The sequence below is a fragment of the Herbidospora sp. NBRC 101105 genome (assembly GCF_030269205.1).
Lineage (GTDB): Bacteria > Actinomycetota > Actinomycetes > Streptosporangiales > Streptosporangiaceae > Herbidospora > Herbidospora solisilvae.
On record NZ_BSSX01000002.1, the window covers coordinates 89,869 to 113,535 of the forward strand.

General features: G+C 72.2%; 13 protein-coding genes. 5 read left to right on the forward strand and 8 right to left on the reverse strand.

Annotated elements, in window-relative coordinates; translation table 11 throughout:
* Positions 1-29 precede the first annotated feature (29 nt).
* Positions 30-611: a TetR/AcrR family transcriptional regulator gene (locus tag QSK34_RS09500; protein WP_285582291.1), complete on the reverse strand. Its 582-nt coding sequence runs from the start codon at positions 609-611 to the stop codon at positions 30-32.
* 29 nt (positions 612-640) lie between these two features.
* Here QSK34_RS09500 and nfi point away from each other — a divergent pair, with 29 nt between their 5' ends.
* Complete coding sequence (gene nfi, locus QSK34_RS09505) at positions 641-1,285, forward strand: deoxyribonuclease V (RefSeq protein ID WP_285583969.1); 645 nt, start codon at positions 641-643, stop codon at positions 1,283-1,285.
* On the opposite strand, the gene QSK34_RS09510 is transcribed toward nfi, so the two are convergent.
* Entirely contained in the window at positions 1,254-1,685 is a 432-nt protein-coding gene (locus tag QSK34_RS09510) for a hypothetical protein (RefSeq protein WP_285582292.1), read from the reverse strand. The genes nfi and QSK34_RS09510 overlap by 32 nt on opposite strands.
* Before the next feature lie 26 nt (positions 1,686-1,711).
* Positions 1,712-2,554, reverse strand: a complete 843-nt coding sequence (locus QSK34_RS09515; RefSeq protein WP_285582293.1) for an SDR family oxidoreductase — start codon at positions 2,552-2,554, stop codon at positions 1,712-1,714.
* Between the two features lie 108 nt (positions 2,555-2,662).
* Here QSK34_RS09515 and QSK34_RS09520 point away from each other — a divergent pair, with 108 nt between their 5' ends.
* Positions 2,663-3,280: a TetR/AcrR family transcriptional regulator gene (locus tag QSK34_RS09520; protein WP_285582294.1), complete on the forward strand. Its 618-nt coding sequence runs from the start codon at positions 2,663-2,665 to the stop codon at positions 3,278-3,280.
* A 248-nt stretch (positions 3,281-3,528) separates the two neighbouring features.
* Here QSK34_RS09520 and QSK34_RS09525 read toward each other — a convergent pair whose 3' ends face one another.
* From QSK34_RS09525 to QSK34_RS09535, 3 genes are read right to left on the reverse strand one after another with little or no spacing between them, the layout of a single operon-like run.
* Entirely contained in the window at positions 3,529-4,758 is a 1,230-nt protein-coding gene (locus tag QSK34_RS09525; protein ID WP_285582295.1) for an adenylosuccinate synthetase, read from the reverse strand.
* 17 nt (positions 4,759-4,775) lie between these two features.
* On the reverse strand, positions 4,776-5,606 hold the full coding sequence (locus QSK34_RS09530) for a hypothetical protein (protein WP_161484057.1): 831 nt from the start codon (positions 5,604-5,606) through the stop codon (positions 4,776-4,778).
* Between the two features lie 42 nt (positions 5,607-5,648).
* A complete protein-coding gene (locus tag QSK34_RS09535; RefSeq protein WP_285582296.1) occupies positions 5,649-6,395 on the reverse strand; it encodes an NUDIX hydrolase in 747 nt (248 codons plus the stop codon).
* Between the two features lie 216 nt (positions 6,396-6,611).
* On the opposite strand from QSK34_RS09535, the gene QSK34_RS09540 reads away from it, so the two are divergent.
* The 3 genes from QSK34_RS09540 to QSK34_RS09550 all read left to right on the forward strand — a co-directional run bounded on the left by QSK34_RS09540 (position 6,612) and on the right by QSK34_RS09550 (position 11,860).
* Positions 6,612-9,671, forward strand: a complete 3,060-nt coding sequence (locus QSK34_RS09540) for a glycoside hydrolase family 48 protein (RefSeq protein WP_285582297.1) — start codon at positions 6,612-6,614, stop codon at positions 9,669-9,671.
* Positions 9,672-9,726: 55 nt separating this feature from the next.
* On the forward strand, positions 9,727-11,076 hold the full coding sequence (locus tag QSK34_RS09545; RefSeq protein ID WP_285582300.1) for a condensation domain-containing protein: 1,350 nt from the start codon (positions 9,727-9,729) through the stop codon (positions 11,074-11,076).
* A 163-nt stretch (positions 11,077-11,239) separates the two neighbouring features.
* Positions 11,240-11,860 carry an HNH endonuclease family protein gene (locus QSK34_RS09550; protein WP_285582302.1) on the forward strand — a complete coding sequence of 207 codons (621 nt, stop codon included), beginning with the start codon at positions 11,240-11,242 and terminating at the stop codon, positions 11,858-11,860.
* On the opposite strand, the gene QSK34_RS09555 is transcribed toward QSK34_RS09550, so the two are convergent.
* Positions 11,851-17,181 (reverse strand): non-ribosomal peptide synthetase/MFS transporter, encoded by a 5,331-nt coding sequence (locus tag QSK34_RS09555; RefSeq protein ID WP_285582304.1) that lies wholly within the window; start codon positions 17,179-17,181, stop codon positions 11,851-11,853. The genes QSK34_RS09550 and QSK34_RS09555 overlap by 10 nt on opposite strands.
* A complete protein-coding gene (locus tag QSK34_RS09560; protein ID WP_285582306.1) occupies positions 17,178-23,612 on the reverse strand; it encodes a non-ribosomal peptide synthetase in 6,435 nt (2,144 codons plus the stop codon). The genes QSK34_RS09555 and QSK34_RS09560 overlap by 4 nt, the downstream gene beginning before the upstream one ends.
* Positions 23,613-23,667 lie beyond the last annotated feature (55 nt).

Below are 23,667 nucleotides of genomic sequence, written 5' to 3' on the forward strand. Positions count from 1 at the left end.
CCCTTCGGCCGGTTATCCGGAGTGAATGTTCACTCCGCTTGGGATCGTACGTCAAGCAGCGCCCAAGTGGCCGCCTGCGCCGCCGCCAGATCCTCATCCGTGAGCGTCAGCCCCGTCCGCCGCGCCTTCACCAGCCCGACCAGCGCGCCGTAGACGAGCGCGACCAGCATCTGCGGGTCACCGGCCCGGATCTCCCCCGCCTTCTGCCCCTCGGAGACGAAGTCGACCGCCGTCTGGTCGATGGACGTCGAGGCGGTCCGGCTGTCGACGTCGAGGTAACCCTCGTGCTGCTGGAGTTCGAGGAACGCGAACGCCTCCGGATGGTCGGCCGCGAACCCGACGAACGTGCGGAACATCGCCGCGAACGTGCTCGCGTAGGACGCGTCGGCCGACCGCTCGGCCGCGAGCCGCTCGCCGAGCCGCTGCTTCCAGAGCCGGTAGACGGCGTTGCCCAACGCCTCCTTGCTGGGGAAATAGCGGTAGAGGGTGCCCACCGACACCCCCGCCCGCTCGGCCACCTCGGCCACCGGGGTGTCGCCATAGGTACGCTCGTTGAACACCGCGAGCGCTGCGTCGAGCAGCGCGGCACGCGTACCTCCCGCTCGTGTCATTCCGGCAGTCTACGGTGGGCCTGGTGAGGATGACCTGGGACGAACCGGCCACCGTCGACGAGGCGACGGCGATCCAGTCGCGGCTCCGCCCGCTCGCCGACCTGACCTCGGAGGGCCCCGCCGAGATCGGCCTCACGGCCGGCCTCGACGTGGGCTACGCGGCCGACGACACGGTGACCGGAGCCGTCGTCGTGCTCGACGCCTCGCTCAAGGTCGTCGACCAGGCGGTGGCGCGGGAGAAGGCCCGGTTCCCCTACGTGCCGGGGCTGTTCGCGTTCCGGGAGATCCCGCCCCTGCTGACCGCGCTGTCCCGCCTGTCGGTCACCCCCGACCTGCTGGTCTGCGACGGCTACGGGGTGGCGCATCCCCGCCGGTTCGGGCTGGCGTGCCATCTGGGCGTGCTGACCGGCCTGCCGGCGATCGGCGTGGCCAAGACGGCGTTCGTGGGCACACACGAGCCCCCCGCCGACGAGCGCGGCTCGTGGACGCCGATCGTCCTCGACGGCGAGACGGTGGGCCGCGCCCTGCGCACTCGGACCGGGGTGAAGCCGGTGTACGTGTCGCAGGGCCACCGGATGAGCCTCGGCAACGCGTGCGCCCAGGTGCTGCGCCTGGCCCCGGAGTTCCGGCTGCCCGAGCCGATCAGGCTGGCCGACCGGCTCTCTCGTACCTGACCGACAGGTCGGGTTTCCAGACGCCCTCCTCCTCGGCCAGTTCCCACCCGCCGTCGATGACGTCGGCCCCGACGGTGGCGGTGAAACGCTGCGCGAAGCCGGGCTGGTCGCGCCACATCGTCCAGACGCCGTCGTCGAACGTGCACTGGTAGACCCGGTGCACGCCCCGGCCGTCGGAGTAGAGCTGGGTGAACCGGCCGGTGCCGTCGTCGGAGCCGTAGACGCAGACGGCGGGGAACAGTTCGGGCATGCCCTGGTCGCCGGGGAAGACGTCGGTGCGCTGGACGACGAACCGGTCGTCGAGCCAGGCGAACGTCGACCGGACCCGGCCGAGCACCTGGCCGCCGGGGAGCGCGGTCGTGACGGCCCATTCGCCGATGAGAGGCTTCAGTCGCTGCATGCCGTATGCGTAGCAGAAGACGGCGGTCACCGGGGAGCCGGAACGGCCTTCTCGGCGGCGCGGCTGACCTCCTCCCACGCCGCCCAGGTCTCCATCTTCTTCCGGGAGACGTCGAAGGCCAGGTCGTAGACGGCGCTGCCCAGCAGCAGGCGCAGCGGCGGGTCGTCGGCGTCGACGAGCTTCATGACGGCCTCGGCGGCCAGGTGCGGCAGGCTGTCGACCGACCCGTCGGCGAACCGCCGCTCCATTTCGGCCCGCAGCGGCGCGTAGACCTCAAGCGGTTCGGTGGTGACCAGGCCCGTGGTGTAGAGGCCGGTCCAGTATCCGCCGGGCTCGACGATGGTGACCTTGACGCCGAAGCCCTCGGCCTCCGCCGCCAGCGCCTCGCTCATCCCTTCGAGGGCGAACTTGCTCGCGCTGTACATCCCCGTGAGGGGGAAGCCGCCCAGCGCGCCGATGCTGGAGATCTGCAGGATGTGCCCGCTCCCCTGGGCGCGAAGGTGCGGCAGCACGGCCTGGGCGACCCAGAGGGGGCCGAAGAAGTTCGTCTCCATCTGGGCGCGGGCCTCGCTCTCGCCGAACTCCTCGACCATGCCCATGGCGAGGTAGCCGGCGTTGTTGACGACGACGTCGAGGCGGCCCATCCGGCGCACCGCCTCGTCGACGGCGGCCCGGACGGCCGCGCGGTCGGTGACGTCCAGGGGAAGCGCGAGCAGGCGGTCGCCGTGCTCGGCGGCCAGCGGCTCCAGCGGGGCGACGGACCGGGCCACCCCCACCACCCGGTCGCCCGCCGCCAGCGCGGCCTCGGTGAAGGCCCGGCCGAGGCCCCGGCTCGCTCCGGTGACGAACCACACACGATCAACGGTCATTCAGGGACTCCTCTTCCTGGCGAGACGAACCGTCTCGGCTTGCTCCCACACTGTACGCACACCTCCCGCACAGATGCAAGACGGTCCGTCTCGTCTTAGGATGGCCGCATGACGACGCAGCGCAAGGCGCCCGACGCCGCCCGGCGCAACGAGGCCGCCCGCCGGGCCATCCTCACCGCCGCGCTCGACCTGGCCGGAGAGGTCGGCTACGCCCGGCTGAGCATCGAGGGCATCGCCGCCAGGGCCGGGGCGGGCAAGCAGACGATCTACCGCTGGTGGCCGTCGAAGGGCGCGGTGTTGTTCGACGCGCTGCTGATGCTGTCGGAGGGCCAGGGCGACCAGCCCGCCGACCTGCCCGACACCGGCGACCTGGAGGCCGATCTGAAGACGGTGCTGCGTGCCACCGTCGACGAGCTGAACGACCCGCGCTACAGCGAGCCGATGCGCGCCCTGGCCGTCGAGATCCTGCTCGACCCGGCCCTCGCGGCCGACTTCGCCGAGCGGCTCGACGAACCGGTCAGGGAGCTCAAGCGCCGTCGGCTCCGCCGTGCCCAGGCCGCCGGGCAACTCGCCGCCGACGCCGACCTCGACGTGGCCGTCGACCTGATCTGGGGCCCGCTCCGCACCCGCTGGCTCTACCGCGAGGGCCCGCTGACCACCGCCTTCGCCGACACCGTGGTCGAGACGGCCCTCAACGGACTACGCCCGGGCGATCGCAGCCGGTAGCGGTGCGGCACCCGCCCCGGATCGCATCCTGGCCGAACAGCCCCTGCCACCCCGGTCGGCGGCGGCGCCTGAAGGTGCGCGTCGTCCCGGGCGGTGACGCGCTCGTCGCCCACTTCGCCACCCTCGGCCTCGACCGGGTCGACGTGTACGTCGACGGACGCCCCCGTGGCTCAGTCGACCTCGCCCTGCCGGGCGCCGGTGAACGGGTCGGCGGGGAACTCGTGGCGGTCGCCCTTCCCCGAGGCGGGTCAGCGGCGGGCCGCGGCCGACCGGCGGACCTTCTTGTCGAGCCAGGTCGGCCCGCTGGACCGGATCGTGACCGGGGCGTCGAGTTCCTGGGCGACGAGCCCCGCCCACGAGTCGGGCGCGGAGGACAGGATCGGGCGGGCGGTGAGCAGGCGTTCGGACACCTGCGCCCGCAACTCCAGGCCGCCGCCGGGCACCAGGGTCAGGCCGTCGGCGTACTCGCGGCAGACCTTGAGCTCGGGGTGCTCGTCGGCGACGTCGAGGTGGGTGAGCGCGATCTCGTCGACGCCGCCGCAGACGCGCGCGGCGTAGCGGAGCGCGACGAGGTCGAGGTGGCCGGTGCGGAACGGGCCCTGCCACTCGCCGGTCATGTTGTGGCGTTCGGGCAGGTGGAGGGTGGGGTCTTCGGTCACGAACGGGCCGTTGCCGTGCCGGGTCATGTAGGTGCGGACCACGCCGAGCCGCTTCGCGTCGTCGAGGCCGGCCTCGCCGAGCAGCTCGAACGCGTTGGTGAACGTGGTGGTCGACCAGGTCGTGTAGGGGTGGAAGCCGTACCACTCGTCGAGGAGCACGCCCTGCGCGCCCTCGAAGACGAGCGGCCCGCCCGAGGGCAGCCGGCCGGTGTGGACGGTCGCGGCGAACTGGCGGTAGGCCTCGGTGACGTCGTCGACCGACGGCATCCTGATCGGCCGGCCGATCTCGGCGGAGGCCCAGTCGCGCAGCCGCCGCAGCAGCGGCCGCAGCGCCCGGGGGTTGCCGCAGTCGGCGACCCGGATCGCCGACGCGGGGTTGTCGAGGGCGTAGGACGCCGTCTCGCCGACGCCCATGCCGCACGACCCGTGGCGGCGCTCGCCCCGGGAACGTTCCCGGAACTGGTTGACGCGCATGTGGAACGGGGTGGTGACCAGCGCGTCGGGGTCGACGGTGAGCAGGTCGAACGGCCGGTGCACACCGAGAGAGCGCAGGTGGTTGGCCTCGCTGGCCAGCCGCATCGGGTCGACCATCATGTAGCGCGACAGGAAGGTCGGCACGCCCCAGAAGGTGCCCGCGCCGAACTGGGCGAAGGTGTGGTGGCGGCCGTCGGGGGTGACGACGTTGTGGCCGGCCTGGCCGCCGCCGTTGTAGCGGACGACGGCCCTGATGTCGGGGTGCCGGGAGCACAGGTAGTCGACGACGGTGCCCTTGCCCGCGTCGCCGTATCCGAGGTCGGCGACGATCACGTGGTCTTCCATGGTGGCCTCCACTCTCGCTAGTGGGCCTTCTGGGACATGACACGGTCGACCACGGTGAGCGCGATCGTGTCGCAGATCGACGAGACGTCGTCGAGCTCGATCACGCGGTCGCCGAGTAGCGTGCGCCACAGGCCGCTGACCTGCTGGTCGCCCGCGTGGGAGGTGCCGCCCGGGATGATCATGTTGATGTCCCAGGTGCGGGAGGCCTCCTTGATGACGGTCTCGGTGCGGACGTCCTTGACCATGGACTCGCCGAACAGGGCGGCGACCTCGTGGCCGGACACCGACGGGTAGGGCATCTCGTCGCCGATGACGAAGGCGACCCCCTTCACGCCGCGCTTCTCGTGGCAGTCGAGCGCGGTGTGCCGGGCGAGGAAGTAGAGGGCCAGTTCGTAGCTCTCCCGCATGCCGCCGCCTCCGCCGCCCTCCAGGAGGATGCGGCGCAGGTCCTCGTCCATGCGGTTGTCGGATTCGAACTGGCCGATCTGCAGGGGCGCGCGGTCGCACGTCGCGTCGCCGACGGCGCCGAAGAGGATCTGGGCGTCGGGGATCAGTGCGGTGACCGTGGAGAGCAGGCTCGGCAGGCGGACCTGTAACTCCCGGGGGACCCGCTGCATGGAGCCGGTGACGTCGAAGAAGACGGCGACGGCGACGCTCTCGGGGTGTTCCTGGGAGTCGCGCGCCTCCCTGACCTTCACGTTGTAGGGGTCGAGCGCCTGGTGCACCCGCCAGGTGTGGCGGGGCTGGTTGCGCATCGCCTCGGAGTGGCCGAACGCGGCCAGTCCGCGCTGCTCGCGGTAGGTCTGCGCGGCCTCGAATTCATCGTCGGACCAGTGGCCCCATCCCATGTGCGGTGACTCCTCATCGGTGGCTTCGAGTGTTCGGTGGCTTCAGGTCGTCTCGGACGGGCGCAGCAGCGCCGGATGGAGCTGCGTCGCGCCGCCCCACCGGTAGAGCCGGGCACGGGGGCCCCCACGTTCTCCCCCGCGCTCGGTGGTGCGGCCGGTCTCCTCGACGTAGCCGTCGACCGACATCACCTTCCGGTGGAAGTTGCCGGGGTGGAGCTGCTCGCCCCACACCACCTCGTAGACGTTGCGCAGTTCGGAGATCGTGAACTCCGGCCCGACGAACGAGGTGGCCAGCGAGCTGTACTCCAGCTTGTTGCGGGCCCGCTCGACGCCCTCGTCCAGGATCGCGGCGTGGTCGAAGGCGAGCTTCATGTCCCTGGTGGCAGCCAGGGAGATCCACGCGGCGTTCTTGGCGTCGGTGCCGGCGACGGGCTCGGGGACCTGGGGGGCGAAGGCCAGGTAGGCCACGGTGAACACGCGCAGGGGGCGCGGGTCGCGGCCGGGCTTGCCGAAGGTCTTCAACTGCTCCAGGTAGACGCGGTCGAGGTCGGACTGCCGAAGGCCGGTCTCCTCCTTCAGCTCACGGACTGCGGCCTCGTGCAGGTCCTCGTCAGGCTGGACGAACCCGCCCGGGAGCGCCCACTCGCCCATGAACGGCGGCTCGCCGCGTTCGACGAGCAGGACGTGGAGCTCCTTGTCGCGGATCGTCAGGATGACGAGGTCGACCGTCACGCCCACAGGCGGGTAGGCACGCGGCTCATAGGTGTTCAGCCATTCCGCCTCTTCCATCGCACCGTCTTTCTCAAACTGAGTATTTCTAAGGGTGAGCATAACCCCGTGTCCGGGTGCGCACAAGCCGTGTTCCTGAACGTTTCACCACACTCCGTACGCCGTCCCACGTCGGCAGACCCCGCCTCGTCACGTTCCCGAAACACTCTGTACGCCGGGCGGAAACGCGCCCACATTGAGAGCCGCCCACCCCCCCGCCCTGGAGACGACCTGCTCATGAGACCCCCACCCAGACTCCGGCCGCGGTCGTGGCGGTTCCGCGCCACGGCCGTGTTCGCCGCAGTGGCGGCGGCCGTCGCGCTCGCCACGTTCCCGACTCTCCCCGCCAACGCCGCCATCGCGTGCCAGGTGACCTACGCCAAGCAGTGGGACAACGGCTCCGGCTTCGGCGCGAACATCTCCATCCAGAACCTCGGCGACGCGGTCAGCCCGTGGCGGCTGACCTACACGTGGCCGGGCAACCAGACCGTGCAGCAGGGCTGGAACGGCACCTGGTCGCAGTCGGGCGCGAACGTGACGGTCGTCGCGCCGTCGTGGGCGCAGAACCTGGCCTCCGGCGCGAACGTCGGCATCGGCTTCAACGGCCAGTACAGCGGCACCAACACCAACCCGGCCTCGTTCTCGCTGAACGGCACGGTCTGCAACGGCCCGAGCCCGTCGCCGTCGCCCTCCCCCTCGCCCACCCCGCAGGCGCTCGTCGTGACGCCGACCACGGTGAGCGTGCCCGAGGGCGGCACGGCCACCTACTCGGTCCGGCTCCAGGCGCAGCCCACGTCGAACGTCACGGTGACCTCGACGGCCGGTTCGGGTGACACCAACCTGACCGTGAGCTCGGGCGGCAGCCTGACGTTCACCTCCGCGAACTGGGCCACCCCGCAGAACGTGACGCTGGCCGCCGCGCAGGACTCCGACAGCACGAACGGCTCCCGCACGATCACGGTCGCCTCCAGCGGCCTGACCAGCGTGAACGTCACCGCGAACGAGGCCGACGACGACCCGGGCACCACCCAGTCGCTGGTCGTCTCGCCGACCGCGGTGACGGTCCCCGAGGGCAACACCGCCATCTTCGGCGTACGGCTGGCGATCGCGCCCACCTCGAACGTCACCGTCACCACCACGGCCGGCTCGGGCGATTCCGACCTGACCGCGACCGCCGGCGCCTCGCTGACGTTCACGCCGTCGAACTACGCGACCGTGCAGAACGTGACCCTGAGCGCGGCGCAGGACAGCGACAGCACGAACGGCTCGCGCACCTTCAGCGTGGCGTCCACCGGCCTGACCTCGGTGGCGGTCACGGCGACCGAGGCCGACGACGAGAACACGAGCAACGCCTACATCACCGAGTTCCAGACGCAGTACAACAAGCTCAAGGCCAGCGCCTCGGGCTACCTGTCGCCCGAGGGCATCCCCTACCACTCGGTGGAGACCCTGCTCGTCGAGGCGCCCGACCACGGGCACGAGACCACCTCGGAGGCGTTCTCCTACCTGATCTGGCTGGAGGCGCAGTACGGCCGCATCACCCGCAACTGGGCGCCGTTCAACGCCTCGTGGTCGCTGATGGAGCAGTACATCATCCCGTCGACGGCCGGGCAGCCGGGCGGGCAGACGGCGTACAACCCGAGTGACCCGGCCGACTACGCGCCCGAGTTCAACCAGCCGAACCAGTACCCGTCGCCGCTCTCCACGAGCGTCGTCGCGGGCCAGGACCCGCTGGCGAACGAGCTCCAGTCGACCTACGGCAACCGGACCATGTACGCCATGCACTGGCTGCTCGACGTCGACGACGTCTACGGCTTCGGCACGGGCCGGGGCAGCAGCCTGACCGAGTGCGGCGACAACACCAAGCGGGTCACCTACATCAACACCTACCAGCGCGGCCCGCAGGAGTCGGTGTTCGAGACCATCCCGCACCCGTCGTGCGAGACCCAGCGGTACGGCCAGACCGGCGGCGGCTTCCAGCCGCTGTTCATCCAGGGCACCGCGGCCCCGCAGTGGCGCTACACCAACGCCCCGGACGCCGACGCCCGCGCCGTCCAGGCCGCCTACTGGGCCTACATCTGGGCCGGCGAGCAGGGCAACCTGTCGCAGATCAGCTCGACCCTCACCAAGGCCGGCAAGCTGGGCGACTACCTGCGCTACGCGATGTACGACAAGTACTTCAAGAACCCCGGCTGCGCGTCGCCGACGTGCACCGCCGGATCGGGCAAGAGCAGCTCGGCGTACCTGCTGAACTGGTACTTCGCCTGGGGCGGCGCCCTCGACGGCACGTGGGCGTGGCGGATCGGCTCCAGCCACAACCACGGCGGCTACCAGAACCCGCTGGCGGCCTGGGTGCTCAGCTCGGCCGGTCCGACGGCGCTGCGCCCGCAGTCGCCGACGGCGGCGACCGACTGGAACACCTCGCTCACCCGCCAGGTGCAGTTCTACAAGTGGCTCCAGTCCGCCGAGGGCGGCATCGCCGGCGGCGCGACCAACTCGTGGGACGGCGCCTACGCCTCCCGGCCGAGCGGCCTGCCGCAGTTCTTCGGCCAGACCTACGACGTCGACCCCGTCTACCACGACCCGCCCTCGAACCAGTGGTTCGGCTTCCAGGCCTGGGGCATGCAGCGCCTGGCTGAGCTCTACTACGTGACCGGCAACACGATGGCCAAGTCGGTGCTCGACAAGTGGGTCGCGTGGGCGATCGCCAACACGACCCTGGGCAGCGGCGCGACCTTCGCCATCCCCAACGAGATGGACTGGTCGGGCGCCCCGGTGGCCAACTTCAACTGCGCGACGTGCACCCCGGCCGACAACCCCGGCCTGCACGTGACGATCCGCAACACCGGCACCGACGTCGGCGTCGCGGCCTCGCTGGCCAGGACGCTGATCTGGTACGCGGCCAAGGAGAACGGCTCGACCCTGGGCAACCAGGCGAAGGCCACGGCCAAGGGCCTGATCGACCGCCTGCTGCTGTCCAAGACCAGCAAGGGCATCGCGATCCCCGAGCCGCGCGCCGACTACCAGCGGTTCGACGACGTCTACAACGCCTCGACCGGCCAGGGGGTCTACATCCCCTCCGGCTTCAGCGGCGTCATGCCCAACGGCGACACGATCGTCCCGGGCAAGTCGTTCCTCGGCATCCGGTCCTTCTACCTGCAGGACCCGGAATGGCCCAAGGTCCAGGCCTACCTGGACGGCGGTCCGGTGCCGACGTTCACCTACCACCGGTTCTGGGCCCAGGCGGACATCGCCATGGCCTTCGCCGACTACGGCACGCTGTTCCCGGCGGGCTGACGATCCGACCGGCGCGGGCCCTGGCAGGCCCGCGCCGGCTTCACTGGAGTATGCCGTGTATGCACAATTCGCCGGGGGCCGCGAAGGGAGGGCCCGGCTGGCCTGGGGGCAGCGCGCCATCTGGGACGCGATCCAGCAGGCCGGACCGGCCAACGCCCACTTCTTCAACATCGCCCGGCTGATCGCCTTCGCCCGGGGGCGCGGCCCCTTCCCGCTCGACGACGTGGTCGCCGCCGTGGCCGCGCTGATCCTCCGGCACGAGGCCCTCAGGGCCAGGACCTACGTCGACGAGGACGGCGAGCCCTTCCAGGTCGTCCACGGCGAGGGGGCGCTGCCGATCCGGCTGGCCGAGTGCGCCGACGACGAGGCCGACGAGGTCGCCGAGGTGCTGCTGGCCGAGCTGGCCCGCACGGCGTTCGCGCCGGGCGACGAGTGGCCGGCCAGGTTCGGCCTGGTCGTCGTGGAGGGCAGGGTCCGGCACGTGGCGTTCGTGTTGTGCCATCTGGCCGCCGACGACTACGCCGCCGACCTGGTGGCCCGCGAACTGCGCAACCTGCTGCTGCGCGGCGGGTTCCCGGTGCAGCCGTCGCAGCAGCTGCTCGACCTGGTGACCGAGGAGGAGTCGGGCGTCGGCCGCTACCGCTCGGAGGCCGCGCTGGCCCACTGGGAGAAGGGCTACCGGCGCATCCCGCCCACGATGTTCCCCACGGTCGTCGGCCCGCCGGCCGAGCCGCGCTGGAGCCGGGCCGTCCTGGAGTCGCACGCCCTGGAGGACGCGGTCGCGGTCGTGGCCGCCCGCCACCACGTCAGCACCGGGACGGTGCTGATGACGGCGGTGACCACGCTGCTCGGCCCGCTGCTGGGGCACGACGTCTGCGCGATCACCCCGATCGTGCACAACCGCTACCGGCCCGCCACCCGCGACCTGGTGGCCACGCTCACCCAGCTCGGCCTGTTCACCATGCGGAGCGACCCCCTCGCGCCCCTGGCCAAGACGCTGGAGCAGACCCACTCCGACGCGATGCGCTCCTACCGCCACGCCCAGTACGACCAGCGCGCCTGGGACGCGATGGTGGAGAAGGTGAGCGCCGACCGGAACGTGCGCGTCTACCCGTCGTGCTGCTTCAACGACGTCCGGCCGGTGGAGCAGCGCACGGCCACGCAGGTGGCGACCGACGGCCCGTGCCCGGCCGAGGTGGAGTGGCTGCCGGGCGTGGAGCACTTCAACTGCGACTTCTGCTTCGTGGTCACCCGGCAGGCCGGGACGCTCGCGATCGGCCTGACGGCCGACACGTGCCGGTTCCCGCGCGACCGGATGGTGACGCTGATGCGCGGGGTCGAGGAGCTCGTCGTCGAGTCGGCCTACCGGGACACCCGGCCGGTGGATCTGCGGGTGTTGCGGTGACCTCCCGGCGGACGGGCGGTGAACTGGGGTTTATGTCCGGCTTGTCCCCAGCGCGTTCCCACGAAGACGGGTGTCGCCGGTAGTCAAAGCCTGATATTTTACCATTTTGTCAGCGATGTGAGAGTCACCCTTGACACGGTTCACAACCCCACAAGGAGCTCCCGTGCGGCGTGCCCTCTCCTTAGGCGTGGCCTCGATCGCCACCCTCGCCCTGCTCGCCACCCCCGCCTCCGCCACCCCTCCCGGCATCCCCTCCTACTCCACCGCCGTCAGTCAGCTCAACGCGCTGACCGTGGCCGCCGAGGCCAACGCCGGTTCGTACAACCGCGACCTGTTCCCGCACTGGAGCACCGTCTCCGGGGCGTGCAACACCCGGGAGCAGGTGCTCAAGCGCGACGGCACCGGCGTCGTGGTCAACTCCTCCTGCGCGGCGACCTCCGGCAGCTGGTACTCGCCCTACGACGGCGCCACCTGGACCGCCGCCTCCGACGTCGACATCGACCACATGGTCCCGCTGTCGGAGGCGTGGAAGTCGGGCGCGAACGCCTGGACCACCAGCCGCCGGGAGCAGTTCGCCAACGACCTGTCGAGCCCGCAGCTGTGGGCCGTGACCGACAACGTCAACCAGTCGAAGGGCGACCAGGACCCGGCGTCGTGGAAGCCGTCCAGGACCGCCTTCTACTGCACCTACGCCAAGTCGTGGATCGCCGTGAAGTACAAGTACTCACTGAAGCTCCAGTCGTCGGAGAAGACGGCCCTGAACTCGATGCTCGGCTACTGCTGACCCCTGACCGCGAGGGGGCCGGTCCGCCCGGCCCCCTTCAGCATCTCCTGGCCGATCAGGTCGTCGGGGAGCGCGTCGGGGACCCGGTCGTCGAAGTGCCACAGGCCCCTGATGAACCGGGCCACCAGGACGGCCGTCGCCATGACGATCGCGAACAGCACGTACATGAGGGCGATCCCGCGCCCCTCGCCGGTGCCGATGACGAGCCCGACCGACCCGGCCAGCAGGCCGCCCTCGACCATGAGCGGTTCGAAGAGGGCGGTGCCGTAGGGGGCGACCAGGCCGTAGCCGATCGGCAGGGTGGAGAAGGCGACGAGCTGGTTCAGCGCGAACACCCGGCCGTGGAACCGCTGCGGGACCTTGACCTGGATGATCGTGTTGTAGATGCCGTTGAGCACGGTCAGCGAGAAGAACATGCCGAACACCCCGGCGGCGATGACGACCAGGTTCTCCTGCGCCCCCACCACGACCGCGCCCGCCGACAGCGCCACCGTCGACCAGAGCTGACCGCGCAGGCGGCGACGCCGCGGGCCGCCCCAGATGGTCATCAGCAGTCCGCCGACGAACACGCCCAGGCCGCCGGCGAAGGTGACCCGGCCGACGTCCTGGAGGTCGCCGAAGCTCAGCACGAGCGGCGAGACGAGCAGGAACAGCGGCGACATGAACAGGTTCACCACGGCGAAGAACAACAACATGCTCCGGATGCCGCGGTTGCCCCACGTGAACTTCAGCCCGTTGACCAGCTCGGTGAGCAGCGGCTCGCGGCGCCGCCAGCCCATCGTCTTCGGGAACCTGACCAGCAGCACCGTGATGATCGCCACCGTGTAGCTGACGACGTCGATGACCAGGATGCCGCCGAGCCCGACGACCGACATGAGCCCGGCCGCCGCCAGCGGCGGCACCAGGTTGGCCAGGCCGCCGACCATGCCCATGAGCCCGTTGGCGTGCCCCAGGAACCGTTTCGGCACGATCTGCGGGACCGCCGCCGCCCAGGCGACCCGCTGGAAGGTGAGCGCGAGCGAGAGCAGCACCAGCAGCGGATAGACCTGCCACACCATCAGGTTCCCGGTCCACACGAGCACGCCCAGCGCTAGCTGGGTGCCGCCCGCGGCCACGTCACCGGCCAGGATGACCTTCCGCCGGTCGAACCGGTCGACGACGGCGCCCGCGAGCGGTGCGGCGAGCATGCCGGGCACCAGCGCCAGCACCGAGAACAGCGCGAAGTTCACCAGCGAGCCGGTGGTCATGTAGATCCACAGCGGCAGCGCGAACTCGGTCAGCGCCGTCCCTGCGATGGAGACGAGCTGCCCGGCGGCCAGCGCGGCGAAGCGCTTCATGCCCGGCTTCGGCCCGACGTGGATCTCCGGGCCGGGCCCGCCGCCTTCGGGCGTGCCGCGCACGGACAGGCCCTCCAGCCACCAGGTCTCCTCGCCCGTCGACTTCTCCAGGGTCGCGGTGGAACCCTCGGCGATGGCCCGGTGGGTGTGGGTGACGATGGTGGCCAGCTCTTCGTTGCGGTACTTCACGAAGTAGTGGGCCGCCTCGTCGAGCACGACGCAGGCGGTGGTGTCGGCCACGCAGTGCCATTCGCGGAACCGCTCCTGGTAGTACTCCATCGCGGGGTCGCGCTCCCCCACCACCGCGATGACCGGGGCCGACAGCGGGGGCAGCTCCTTCTCGAAGACCTCGGTGAAGTACTCCTCGGCCTCCCGGGTGCCGGTCCTGCGGTTGGCCACGATGAGCTTGAGCTCCTCCTGGTCGAACTCCGTGACGTCCAGGCCGGCGGCGCTGAGGGCGTTGATGCGGCCCTGGTCGCCGCCCAGCTCCTCCAGCCAGGTGCCGATCCGGGAGAACACGCCCTTCGGGCGGGCGAACGGGAAGGCGCCGCCCAGGTAGACGGCCTCGGGGGCACGTCCGGCCGCCTCCAGGTGGCGGGCCGCCTCGATGCTGATCATGCCGCCGAGGCCGCAGTGGCCGTACAGCACGATCGGGCCGGTGACCTTGGCGAGGATCTCGTCGGCGTACTCCTTGGCGACCTCGTTCATGGGGCGGGGCTCTTCGCCGAGTTCGTTGCCCGGTACGGCCAGGGAGTACAACGCCCAGTCGGCCGGCAGGGCGTCGGCCAGCGGCTTGTAGATGACGGCGCTGCCGCCGCCGTAGGGGGCGCAGACGACCGTGGCGCGGGCCGGCCGCGACGGGGTCAGGCGGTGCAGCAGGCCGCCCGCCGCCTTCTCCGTCGACGGGTCGAGCAGGCGGGCCAGGTCGCGGACGGTCGGGTGCTTGAACAGGTCGAGCAGGGTGGCGACGTGCCCGGCCTTGCGCAGCCGGGCGACGACCTGCATGGCCAGCAGCGAGTGGCCGCCGAGGTCGAAGAAGTCGTCGGTGACGCTGATCCGCTCCAGGCCCAGCACGGCGGCCCAGACCCCGGCGACGAGCTCCTCCAGCTCGGTCTCCGGGTCGGTGAACTCGGCCGTCGGCTCGGCCACCGCCGCCGGGTCGGGCAGCGCGGCCCGGTCGACCTTGCCGTGGGACTTCAGCGGGAGGCGGTCGAGCCAGACGTACCGGGCCGGGACCATGTAGTCGGGCAGGCGCTCCTTCAGCCAGGCGCGCAGCGCGCCGCTGTCGCCGACCCCGGCCAGGTAGGCCACGAGACGCTGGTCGCGGAGTTCGACCACGGCCTGCGCGACCCCTTCGTAGGTGCCGAGGAGGGTCTCGATCTCGCCCAGTTCCACCCGGTAGCCGCGCACCTTGACCTGGAGGTCACGGCGGCCGAGGAACTGGAGCTCGCCCGACTCCAGCCAGCGCCCCAGGTCGCCGGTCCGGTAGAGGCGGGCTCCCGGGGGGCCGTACGGATCGGGCACGAACTTCTCGGCGGTCAGCGCCGGGCGCCCGAGGTAGCCGCGCGCCAGGCGCGCGCCACCGAGGTGGATCTCCCCGGGCATGCCGATCGGGACCGGACGGCCGTTGGCGTCCAGCAGCCGGACCGTCGCGCCGGGCAGCGGCCGGCCGATGGGCAGCAGGCCCTTCTCGGCGCCGACCTCGTGGGTCGTGACGCCCACGGTGGCCTCGGTCGGCCCGTAGTGGTTGACGACCCTGACCCGGGCGGCCAGCTCGGCGGCCCACTCGGCCGGCGCGGCCTCGCCGCCCAGGACGAGCAGCTTGCGGGGCAGCAGCTCGGCGGGGTCGGCCTCGGCCAGCAGCGCGGCCAGGTGCGAGGGCGTGATCTTGAGGTAGTCGGGCGGGTAGAGCCGGAAGTAGGCCGCCAGATCGGGCGCGGCCGTCTTCGGCGGCAGCAGGTGCAGGCAGCCGCCCGTCATCAGCGACAGGTAGAAGACGGTGATGCCGAAGTCGAAGGCGAGCGACTGGAGCAGCGCGAACTCCGACCCGGGCTCGACCGCGAACCGCTCGTGCACCCCGGCCAGGTAATTCAGCACCTCCCGGTGCTGCACCGCCACGCCCTTCGGCCGCCCGGTCGTGCCGGAGGTGTAGATGACGTAGGCCAGGTCGTCGGGGGTGACGCCGACCTCGGGAGCCCGCGCCGCCGTCCCGCCGTCGAGGAAGATCCCGGTCACCCCGTCGGGCCCCAGCTCGGGGGTGGTCACCGCGAGGGCGATGCCGGCGTCCTCGATCATGTACGTCAGCCGCGCCGCCGGCAGCTCCGGGTCCAGCGGCACATAGGCGGCCCCCGACTTGAGCACGCCCAGGATCGCCACGGCGATGTCGGCCGACTGCTCCAGGCAGACCGCGACCCGGTCACCGGGCCGCACCCCCTCCCCGACGAGCCGGGCGGCCAGGTGGTTGGCCCGCTGGTCGAGCTCCCGGTAGGTCAGCGTGTCGTCGCCGAAGACCACGGCCGGGGCGTCCGACACCCGCACCGTGTGGTGCAGCAGCGTGGCGTCGAGGCGCCGCGGCTCCGCCGACTCGCCGAACGCCAGCGTCGTGGCCGCCTCGTGCGCGGGCAGCAGGTCGAGGGTGGAGATCCGGGCCGACGGGTCGGCCGCGATCGACCGCAGCAGCGTCTCGAACGACTCGGCCAGTCGCCGCACGGTCGAGGGCTGGAACAGGTCGGTGCAGTAGATGAACGAGGCGCCCATGCCCTCCGGGCCCTCGTACAGGTAGAGCGCCAGGTCGAACCGGGCGGCGGTCACCTCGGCCGAGAAGCCGGTGACCTTGACGACGTCGGCGCCCGCCGGTCCGGTCTGGTAGTTCTGCAGCGCGAACAGCACCTGGAAGATCGGCGTGCGGCTGACGTCGCGTTCGACGTTCAGCTCGTTGACGAGCTGGTCGAACGGGAGCTCCTGGTGGGAGAAGGCGTCGAGCGCGCCGTCCTTCACCCGGTCGAGCAGGTCGGTGAAGGCCGGGTCGCCGTCGAGGTCGGCCCGCATGGCGAGGGTGTTGACGAACATGCCGACCAGCCCGTCGAGCTCGGGCTGGCCGCGCCCGCTGACGGGGGTGCCGACGGCGAAGTCGTCCTGCCCCGACCAGCGGCCGAGCAGGACCTGCAGCGCCGCCAGGAAGGTCATGTACGGCGTCGCCCCGCGCGCGTTGCCCAGCTCGGTCAGCGCGGCGACGAGGTCCCCGTCGAGCCGGAACGCGTGCTCGGCCCCCTTGGCGCTCTGCTCCGGCGGGCGGGGCAGGTCGGTGGGCAGGTCGAGCGGCGGCAGGTGGGCGAGCCGGTCGCGCCAGTAGTCGACGTCCGACTGGAAGACCCGGCCGCGCTGCCAGAGGGCGTAGTCGCCGTACTGGACCGGCAGCGGCGCGGGCTCCCGGCCGGCCAGCAGGGTCAGGATGTCGCCCAGCAGCACGTCGCCCGACCAGCCGTCGGTGACGGCGTGGTGGGCGGCGAGCTGGAGCACGTGCTGGTCGTCCGCGATCCGGACGAGCGTGGCCCGCAGCAGCGGCCCGGCGGCCAGGTCGAACGGCCGGGCCAGGTCGGCCGAGATCAGCCGCCGGGCCTCCTCGGCGCTGGCGGCCTCGTGCACGGTCAGCTCGACGGCGGCCTCGTCGTCGATGACGAGTTCCGGCAGGCCGTCCTCGGTGGTGGTGAAGCGGGTGCGCAGGGTCTCGTGCCGGGCGGTCACCTTCGTGAGCGCGTCGCGCAGGGCGTCGGCGGAGAGCCCGCCCTCCAGCCAGACCGCGAACGGGACCGTGTAGGCGGTCGTGCCGGGCCGGTACTGCTCCAGGAACCAGAGCCGTTCCTGCGCGTGCGACAGCGGCGGCACCACACCCGGTTCGCGCGGGGTGATGACGGCCTTGGCGGTGCGGCGGCGGAGCCGCTGCTGGATGAGGGCCCGCTTGGCGGCGGAGATGTCCTGGGTCATGACTCCTCCAGCAGGGCGAGCGCCTCTTCGTCGGACAGGTCGCCGAGTTCGGCGAAGAGCAGGTCTTCGACCGCCTGACCGAGGGTCTCGACGGTGGTGTGCGTGAACAGGGTCCGGATCGGCACCGAGACGCCGACCGTGCTCTCCATGCGCGCCGCGACCCGGACGGCCAGCAGCGAGTGCCCGCCGAGCTGGAAGAAGTCGTCGAACGCGCCGATGCCCTCGACGCCCAGCAGCTCGCTCCAGACGTCGGCGACCAGCGCCTCGGCGTCCGAGCGGGGCGCGACGAACGTCTCCTGCCGGCGCGGTTCGGGTTCGGGCAGCGCGAGCCGGTCGAGCTTGCCGTTCGGGGTCAGCGGCAGCGCGTCGAGCGCGACGAACACGTTCGGCACGTAACCGGCCGGCAGCCGCTCGACCAGCCGCTCCCGCAGACCCGTGGTGTCCCCCACGACGTAGGCGACCAGCACGTCGCCCCTGACCGCCACGGCGGCCCGGGAGACGCCGTCGAGCGCTTCGAGCGCCGACTCGACCTCGCCGAGCTCGATCCGGTGGCCGCGCAGCTTGACCTGGTCGTCGTTGCGGCCCAGGAACTCCAGCGTGCCGTCCCAGTTCCAGCGGACCAGGTCACCGGTGCGGTAGACCCCGCCGACGAACCGCTCGGCCGTCAGCTCGGGCCGCCGCAGATAGCCGTCGGCCAGCCCGAGCCCGCCGATGACCAGCTCGCCGGGGGCGCGCGGCGGCACCGGGTTCAGGTGGGCGTCGACGACCGCGACGGTGGTGTTGCCGATGGGCCGTCCGATCGATATCTCCCCCGGATCGTCGGGCACCTCCCAGGCGGTCGACCAGATGGTGGTCTCGGTCGGGCCGTAGACGTTCACGAGCCTGCCGGTCCTGGCCTTCAGCTCCTTCGCGAGCCCGGGAGGCAGCGCCTCCCCGCCGACCAGGGCCGTGACCCGCGGGATGTCCCCTTCGAGCAGCACCCGCCAGCCGGAGGGCGTGGCCTGGACGTGCGTGACCCCGCCCTCGGTGATCCGCCGCGCGAGCGCCGGCCCGTCGAGCGCGATCCCGGGATCGGCGATCACGACCCGGCCGCCGGTCACGAGCGGCAGGTAGAGCTCCAGCCCGGAGATGTCGAACGAGAGCGAGGTGAGCGCCAGCCAGACGTCGTCGGGCGTCGACCCGAGCAACTCCCGCATCGAGACGAGGAAGTTGAGCAGCGCCCGATGCGGGACCACCACTCCCTTGGGCTTCCCCGTCGAGCCCGAGGTGTAGAGGACATAGGCGGGATCCTCGGGCAGCGGCCCACCGTGACTTGGGGAGGAGGGGGTGTCCGGCCCGGCGAAAATCCCGCCATCGTTCGCGCCGCCCGAAATTTCGGCACTTGGCGGAGCGGTGGTGCGCAGCCCGGCGGAGTTCCCGCTTTCGTTCGCGCCGCCCGAAATTTCGGGACGTGGGGTGGAGTCAGGGATCGGGGTGTCGAGGCGGATGACGGGGAGGTCTCCGCTCCCCCATGGCTCGCGGTCCGCCAGGAGCACCTTCGGCCGGGCGTCGTCCAGGACGAAGGCGATGCGGGCCTCCGGGTAGGCCGGGTCGAGGGGCAGGTAGGCCGCGCCCGCCTTCATGGCCGCGAGCATGCCCGTCAGCGCCTGAACGGATCGTTCGGCGAGGATGGCGACGATGTCGCCACGCCCCACTCCGAGTGCCGTCAAGCGCGCGGCCAGGCCGTCGGCCGCCGTCAGCAGGTCGCGGTAGGTGAGGTCGTCGACCGCGATGCGGTCGCTGGGGGTGATCAGGTCGAGGAGGGTGCCCTCGGGGAGGGGGAGGTCGGGGCCGCTGCCCCACTCCGCCAGGGCCGCCTCGTCCTCGGGGGTGCGCATCGTGAGGGCCGACAGCGGGGTGGTCGGGTCGGCGGCGATCTCGTACAGGCAGGAGAGGAGCCTGGCGGCGAAGCGCTCGACCGTCGAGGTGTCGAAGAGGGCCAGGTCGTAGTCGAAGACCAGGTTCAGGCCCTCGGCCACCGGCCAGACCGTGAGGGTCAGGTCGAAGGCCGTCTTGATCGCACCGGCGTCGTAGGGCTCGTGCCGGAGGCCGCCGAAGGTCTCCGGGAGGTTGCCCTCCGAGGTGTGGCTGTGCAGGATCAGCATGGTCTGGAAGAGGGCCGACTGGCCGAGGTCGCGGCGCACGCCCAGCACCGACTTGAGGCGTTCGACCGGCACGTCCTGGTGGGCCAGGGCGTCGACGAGGGTCGCCCACGTCCGGCGGAGCAGTTCGTCGAAGCCGGGGTCGCCGCTCAGGTCGGCCCGCAGGACCAGCGTGTGCGCCAGGTAGCCGATCACCGACTCCAGTTCGACGCGTTCGCGGGCGGCCGTCGGGGAGCCGACCGCGAAGTCGTGCTGGCCGGTGTGCCGCGACAGGACCGCCTGGTAGGCGGCGAGCAGGACCATGAACAGCGTCGTGCCGCTGTCGCGGGCGATCGACTCCAGCCGGGCGACGAGGGCGGCGGGGGCCTGGACGCTCAGCTCCGCGCCGACCCGGGCGCCGTCGAGGGGGCGCGGGCGGTCGAGAGGCAGTTCCAGGGCCGGTACGCCGGCCAGTTTCTCCTTCCAGTGCGCCAGCGCCGCCGCGCCCTCGTCGAGGGCCTCCCGCCGGAGCTGCCACAGGGACACGTCGCCGGCCTGGACCGGCAGCGGGGGGAGGTCGGCGCCGTCGTACAGGGCGGCGAGTTCGGTGATCATCACGTTGACCGAGTAGCCGTCGGCGACGATGTGGTGCATCGCGACGCAGAGCACGTGGTCGTCGGGGCTGATCTGCACCAGCGTCGCCCGGACGGGGGGAGCCGCCGCCAGGTCGAACGGGGTGTTCACGAGTTCGGCGCAGAAGTCGGCGACGGCGTCCTCGGGGAGGGCGACCCACTCGATCGTGCCGCCGCCGGGCGGGTCGATGACCAGCGTGGGGCGGCCGTCGTCGGCCGGGAAGCGGGTGCGCAGCGACTCGTGCCGGTCGACCAGGGCGCGGTAGGCGTCGGCGAACCGGGCCGGGTCGAGCGGGCCGTGGAGGCGGCGGGCCAGGTACATGTTGCTGGAGGCGTCGCCGGGGTCGAAGTGGTCCATGAACCACAGGCGCTCCTGGGCCGCCGACAGCGGCACGGGGGTGCCGGGCTCGCGGGGTTCCAGCGGGACGACGCCGGGGTCGGCGCCGATGGCGGCGGCCAGACCGGCGACGGTCGGATGGGCGAACAGCGCCCGCACCGGGACCGGCACGCCGAACGCCTTCGACAACAACGCCGCCGCGCGCGGAGCCAGCAGCGACCGGCCGCCGAGGGCGAAGAAGTCGTCGTCGGCACCGACGTCGCCGACGCCGACGACCTCGCCGAACACGCGGGCGATCCGGCGTTCGGCGGGCGTCTCGGGGGCGCGGTGGGTGCGGGTCACCGGCACGGCCTCGACCCTCGGCGCGGTCGCCAGGCCCTCCGCCCGCCAGGCCGCCCCGCCCAGCGTCACGCCGGGGAACAGCAACTCCGACAGGGGCCGGTCGGGCGTCTCGGCGACGGCGGCCAGCAGGGTGGTGAACCGGGCGGCCAGCGCCTCGACGCGGGCCGCGTCGAACAGGGCCGAGTCGTAGGTGAGATCGAGGGCCAGGGTGTCGCCGGAGCGCCAGGCGTCGACCGTGAGGTCGTAGCGGGCCGGGACGTGGTCGAGCGGGAACACCTCGCCGAACGTGCCGGGCAGGGTGTCGAGGTTGAGCACGGTCTGGAAGAGCGGCGCCTGGCCGAGGTCGCGGCCGAGGTCGAGCTCGGTGAGCAGGCGTTCGACCGGCACCTCCTCGTCGGCCATCGCGGCCAGCACGGTCGCCCGCGCCCGAGCGAGCAGCCCGGCGAACGTCGGGTCGCCCGACAGGTCGGCGCGCAGCACCAGCACGTTGCCGAGACGGCCGAACACGGGCTCCAGCTCGACCCGGCCGCGCCCGGCGGTCGGGGCGCCGACGGCGAAGTCGTGCAGGCCGGTCTCGGCCGACAACACGGCCTGGTAGGCGGCCAGGAGCAGGGTGAACAGGGTGGTGCCCTGGCTCTGGGCGAGGGATTCGAGCGGGGGGACCGCCAGCTCGGTCCGTACGAGAGCGCCTCTGCGCGCCGCGACGGCGGGGCGGGGGCGGTCGGCGGGCAGGTTGAGCACCGGCAGGTCGGCGAGCCGCTCGCGCCAGCGGGCGAGCGCGTCGGCGCCCAGCCCGGCCGCCTCACGGCCACGCTGCCAGGCCACCACGTCGCCGTGCTGGATCTTCACGGGCTCGCGGTCTCCGGCGAGGTCCTCGGCCAGGACGTCGAGTGACCACTCGTCCCCGGCGATACCGTGGAAGACCACGCACAGCACGTGGTCGCCGCCGACCCGCACCAGCGCGGCCCGCATGGGCGGCGCGGCGGCCAGGTCGAACGGGGCGTTGACCCGCGCCGACAGCAGCGCCCTGGCCTCCTCCTCGGTGTCGGCGGTCAGCCGTTCGAGCAGGAGCGGGAAGTGGTCCTCGACGACCGCGACCGGCCGCCCGTCGGCGTCGGGGAAGCGGGTGCGCAGCGCCTCGTGCCGGTCGACGGCCCTCTGGAGGGCGTGTCCGAGCGCGTCGGCGTCGAGCGGGCCGCGCAGGCGGCGGGTCAGGTGCAGGTTCCACGACGCGTCGCCGGGGTCGAAGCGGTGCAGGAACCACAGCCGCTCCTGCGCGGGCGACAGCAGCACCGGCGACCCGGCGGGCCGGGGCTCCAGCGGCACCGACACCGTGTCGAGCCCGTCGAGCACCGCCGCCAGCGCCTCGACCGTCGGCGCCCCGAACAGCTCGCGCACGGGGATCTCCACTCCGAGCCGCCGCGTCAGCCGCGCGGTGACCTTGGTCGCCAGCAGGGAGTGCCCGCCGACGGCGAAGAAGTCGGCCTCCGCGCCGACCCGGTCGAGCCCGAGCACCTCGGCGAACGCCTCGGCGACGACACGCTCGGTGGGGGTACGAGGGGCGGTCTCCCCCGCGCTCCTCGCGGGCGCCGGAAGGGCCAGCCGGTCGACCTTGCCGTTGGGGGTGAGCGGCAGCGCGTCGAGGGAGATCACGGTCGACGGGACCATGTATGCCGGCAAACGCTCTCTCAGCGTGCTCAAAAGGTCGCCGTGGTCGCCGACGACGTAGGCCACCAGGACCTCGTCGTGCACCGCCACCACCGCCTGGGCGACGCCGTCGAGCTCCTCCAGCACGGTCTCGATCTCGCCCAGCTCGATGCGGTGGCCGCGGAGCTTGACCTGGGTGTCGGCGCGGCCGAGGAAGTCGAGGCCGCCGTCGGCCCGGCGGCGGACCAGGTCACCGGTCCGGTAGAGGCGCTCGCCCCCGGGGGCGGGCAGGAATCGCTCGGCGGTCAGCGCGGGCCGGTTGAGGTAGCCGTCGGCGACGCCGAGCCCTCCGATGTAGAGCTCGCCCTCCTCCACCGGCCGCCCGTCGTCGTCCAGGACGTGCACGGTCGTGTTCAGGATCGGGGTGCCGATGCTGACCGAGGCGGGGTTCTTCGGCACGTCCCACGCGGTCGACCAGATGGTCGTCTCGGTCGGGCCGTAGACGTTGACCAGCCGGGCGCAGCGGTCGGCGAGCCGCCGAGCCAGGCCGAGCGGCAGGGCCTCGCCGCCGACCAGGCCGGTGACGTTCCCGGCGAACCCGGCGTCGAGCAGCACCCGCCAGCCCGAGGGGGTCGCCTGGACGTGCGTGACGCCCTCCCGCTCGACGAGGTCGCGCAGGCGCGTGCCGTCGCGGGCGGTCTCGGCGTCGGCGATCACCATCCGGCCGCCGGTCACCAGCGGCAGGTAGAGCTCCAGGCCCGAGATGTCGAACGAGAGTGACGTGAGGGCCAGCCAGACGTCGTCCGGTCCGGCGCCGAGGAGCTCGCGCATGCCGGTCAGGAAGTTGAGCAGCGCCCGGTGGGAGATGACGACGCCCTTGGGGCGGCCGGTCGACCCGGAGGTGTAGAGCACGTAGGCGCGGGCGTCCCGTCGTCCGCCGAGGTCGCCGGTCGCGCCGTCGACGTCGACGACCGGGCCCCGGAAGGCCGGGAGGCTGTCGCGGAGATGCGGCCTGGTCAAGGCGGCCGCAGCCCCGGAGTCCTCCAGGACCATCGCGATCCGGGCGGCGGGGTAGCCCGGATCGAGGGGTAAGTAGGCCGCTCCGGCTTTCAGGACGCCGAGTAACGCGGCGACCATCTCCGCCGATCTGTCGACATAGAGGGCGACGAGGTCGCCGGGCCCGACTCCGGCGTCGGCGAGCCGGCGGGCCACGCCTCGGGCGGCGGCGTCGAGGTCGCCGTAGGTCAGCGTGCGGTCCCCGCACACCACCGCGACCCGGCCGGGCGACGCTTCCGCGTGGGCCTCGAAGAGGTCCAGGAAGGCCGGGACGTTCGTCAGGGTGGTTTCGATCATGCAGCCATCTCCCAGGGATGAAACAGGACTTCTCCGCGATCAAGGACTTCGGCGA

What these genes read in the sequence shown, in the direction of transcription:
- QSK34_RS09500 (WP_285582291.1), bottom strand. Translation starts at nt 611, where the DNA reads ATGACACGAGCGGGAGGTACGCGTGCCGCGCTGCTCGACGCAGCGCTC.
- nfi (WP_285583969.1), top strand. Translation starts at nt 641, where the DNA reads ATGACCTGGGACGAACCGGCCACCGTCGACGAGGCGACGGCGATCCAG.
- QSK34_RS09510 (WP_285582292.1), bottom strand. Translation starts at nt 1,685, where the DNA reads ATGCAGCGACTGAAGCCTCTCATCGGCGAATGGGCCGTCACGACCGCG.
- QSK34_RS09515 (WP_285582293.1), bottom strand. Translation starts at nt 2,554, where the DNA reads ATGACCGTTGATCGTGTGTGGTTCGTCACCGGAGCGAGCCGGGGCCTC.
- QSK34_RS09520 (WP_285582294.1), top strand. Translation starts at nt 2,663, where the DNA reads ATGACGACGCAGCGCAAGGCGCCCGACGCCGCCCGGCGCAACGAGGCC.
- QSK34_RS09525 (WP_285582295.1), bottom strand. Translation starts at nt 4,758, where the DNA reads ATGGAAGACCACGTGATCGTCGCCGACCTCGGATACGGCGACGCGGGC.
- QSK34_RS09530 (WP_161484057.1), bottom strand. Translation starts at nt 5,606, where the DNA reads ATGGGATGGGGCCACTGGTCCGACGATGAATTCGAGGCCGCGCAGACC.
- QSK34_RS09535 (WP_285582296.1), bottom strand. Translation starts at nt 6,395, where the DNA reads ATGGAAGAGGCGGAATGGCTGAACACCTATGAGCCGCGTGCCTACCCG.
- QSK34_RS09540 (WP_285582297.1), top strand. Translation starts at nt 6,612, where the DNA reads ATGAGACCCCCACCCAGACTCCGGCCGCGGTCGTGGCGGTTCCGCGCC.
- QSK34_RS09555 (WP_285582304.1), bottom strand. Translation starts at nt 17,181, where the DNA reads ATGACCCAGGACATCTCCGCCGCCAAGCGGGCCCTCATCCAGCAGCGG.
- QSK34_RS09560 (WP_285582306.1), bottom strand. Translation starts at nt 23,612, where the DNA reads ATGATCGAAACCACCCTGACGAACGTCCCGGCCTTCCTGGACCTCTTC.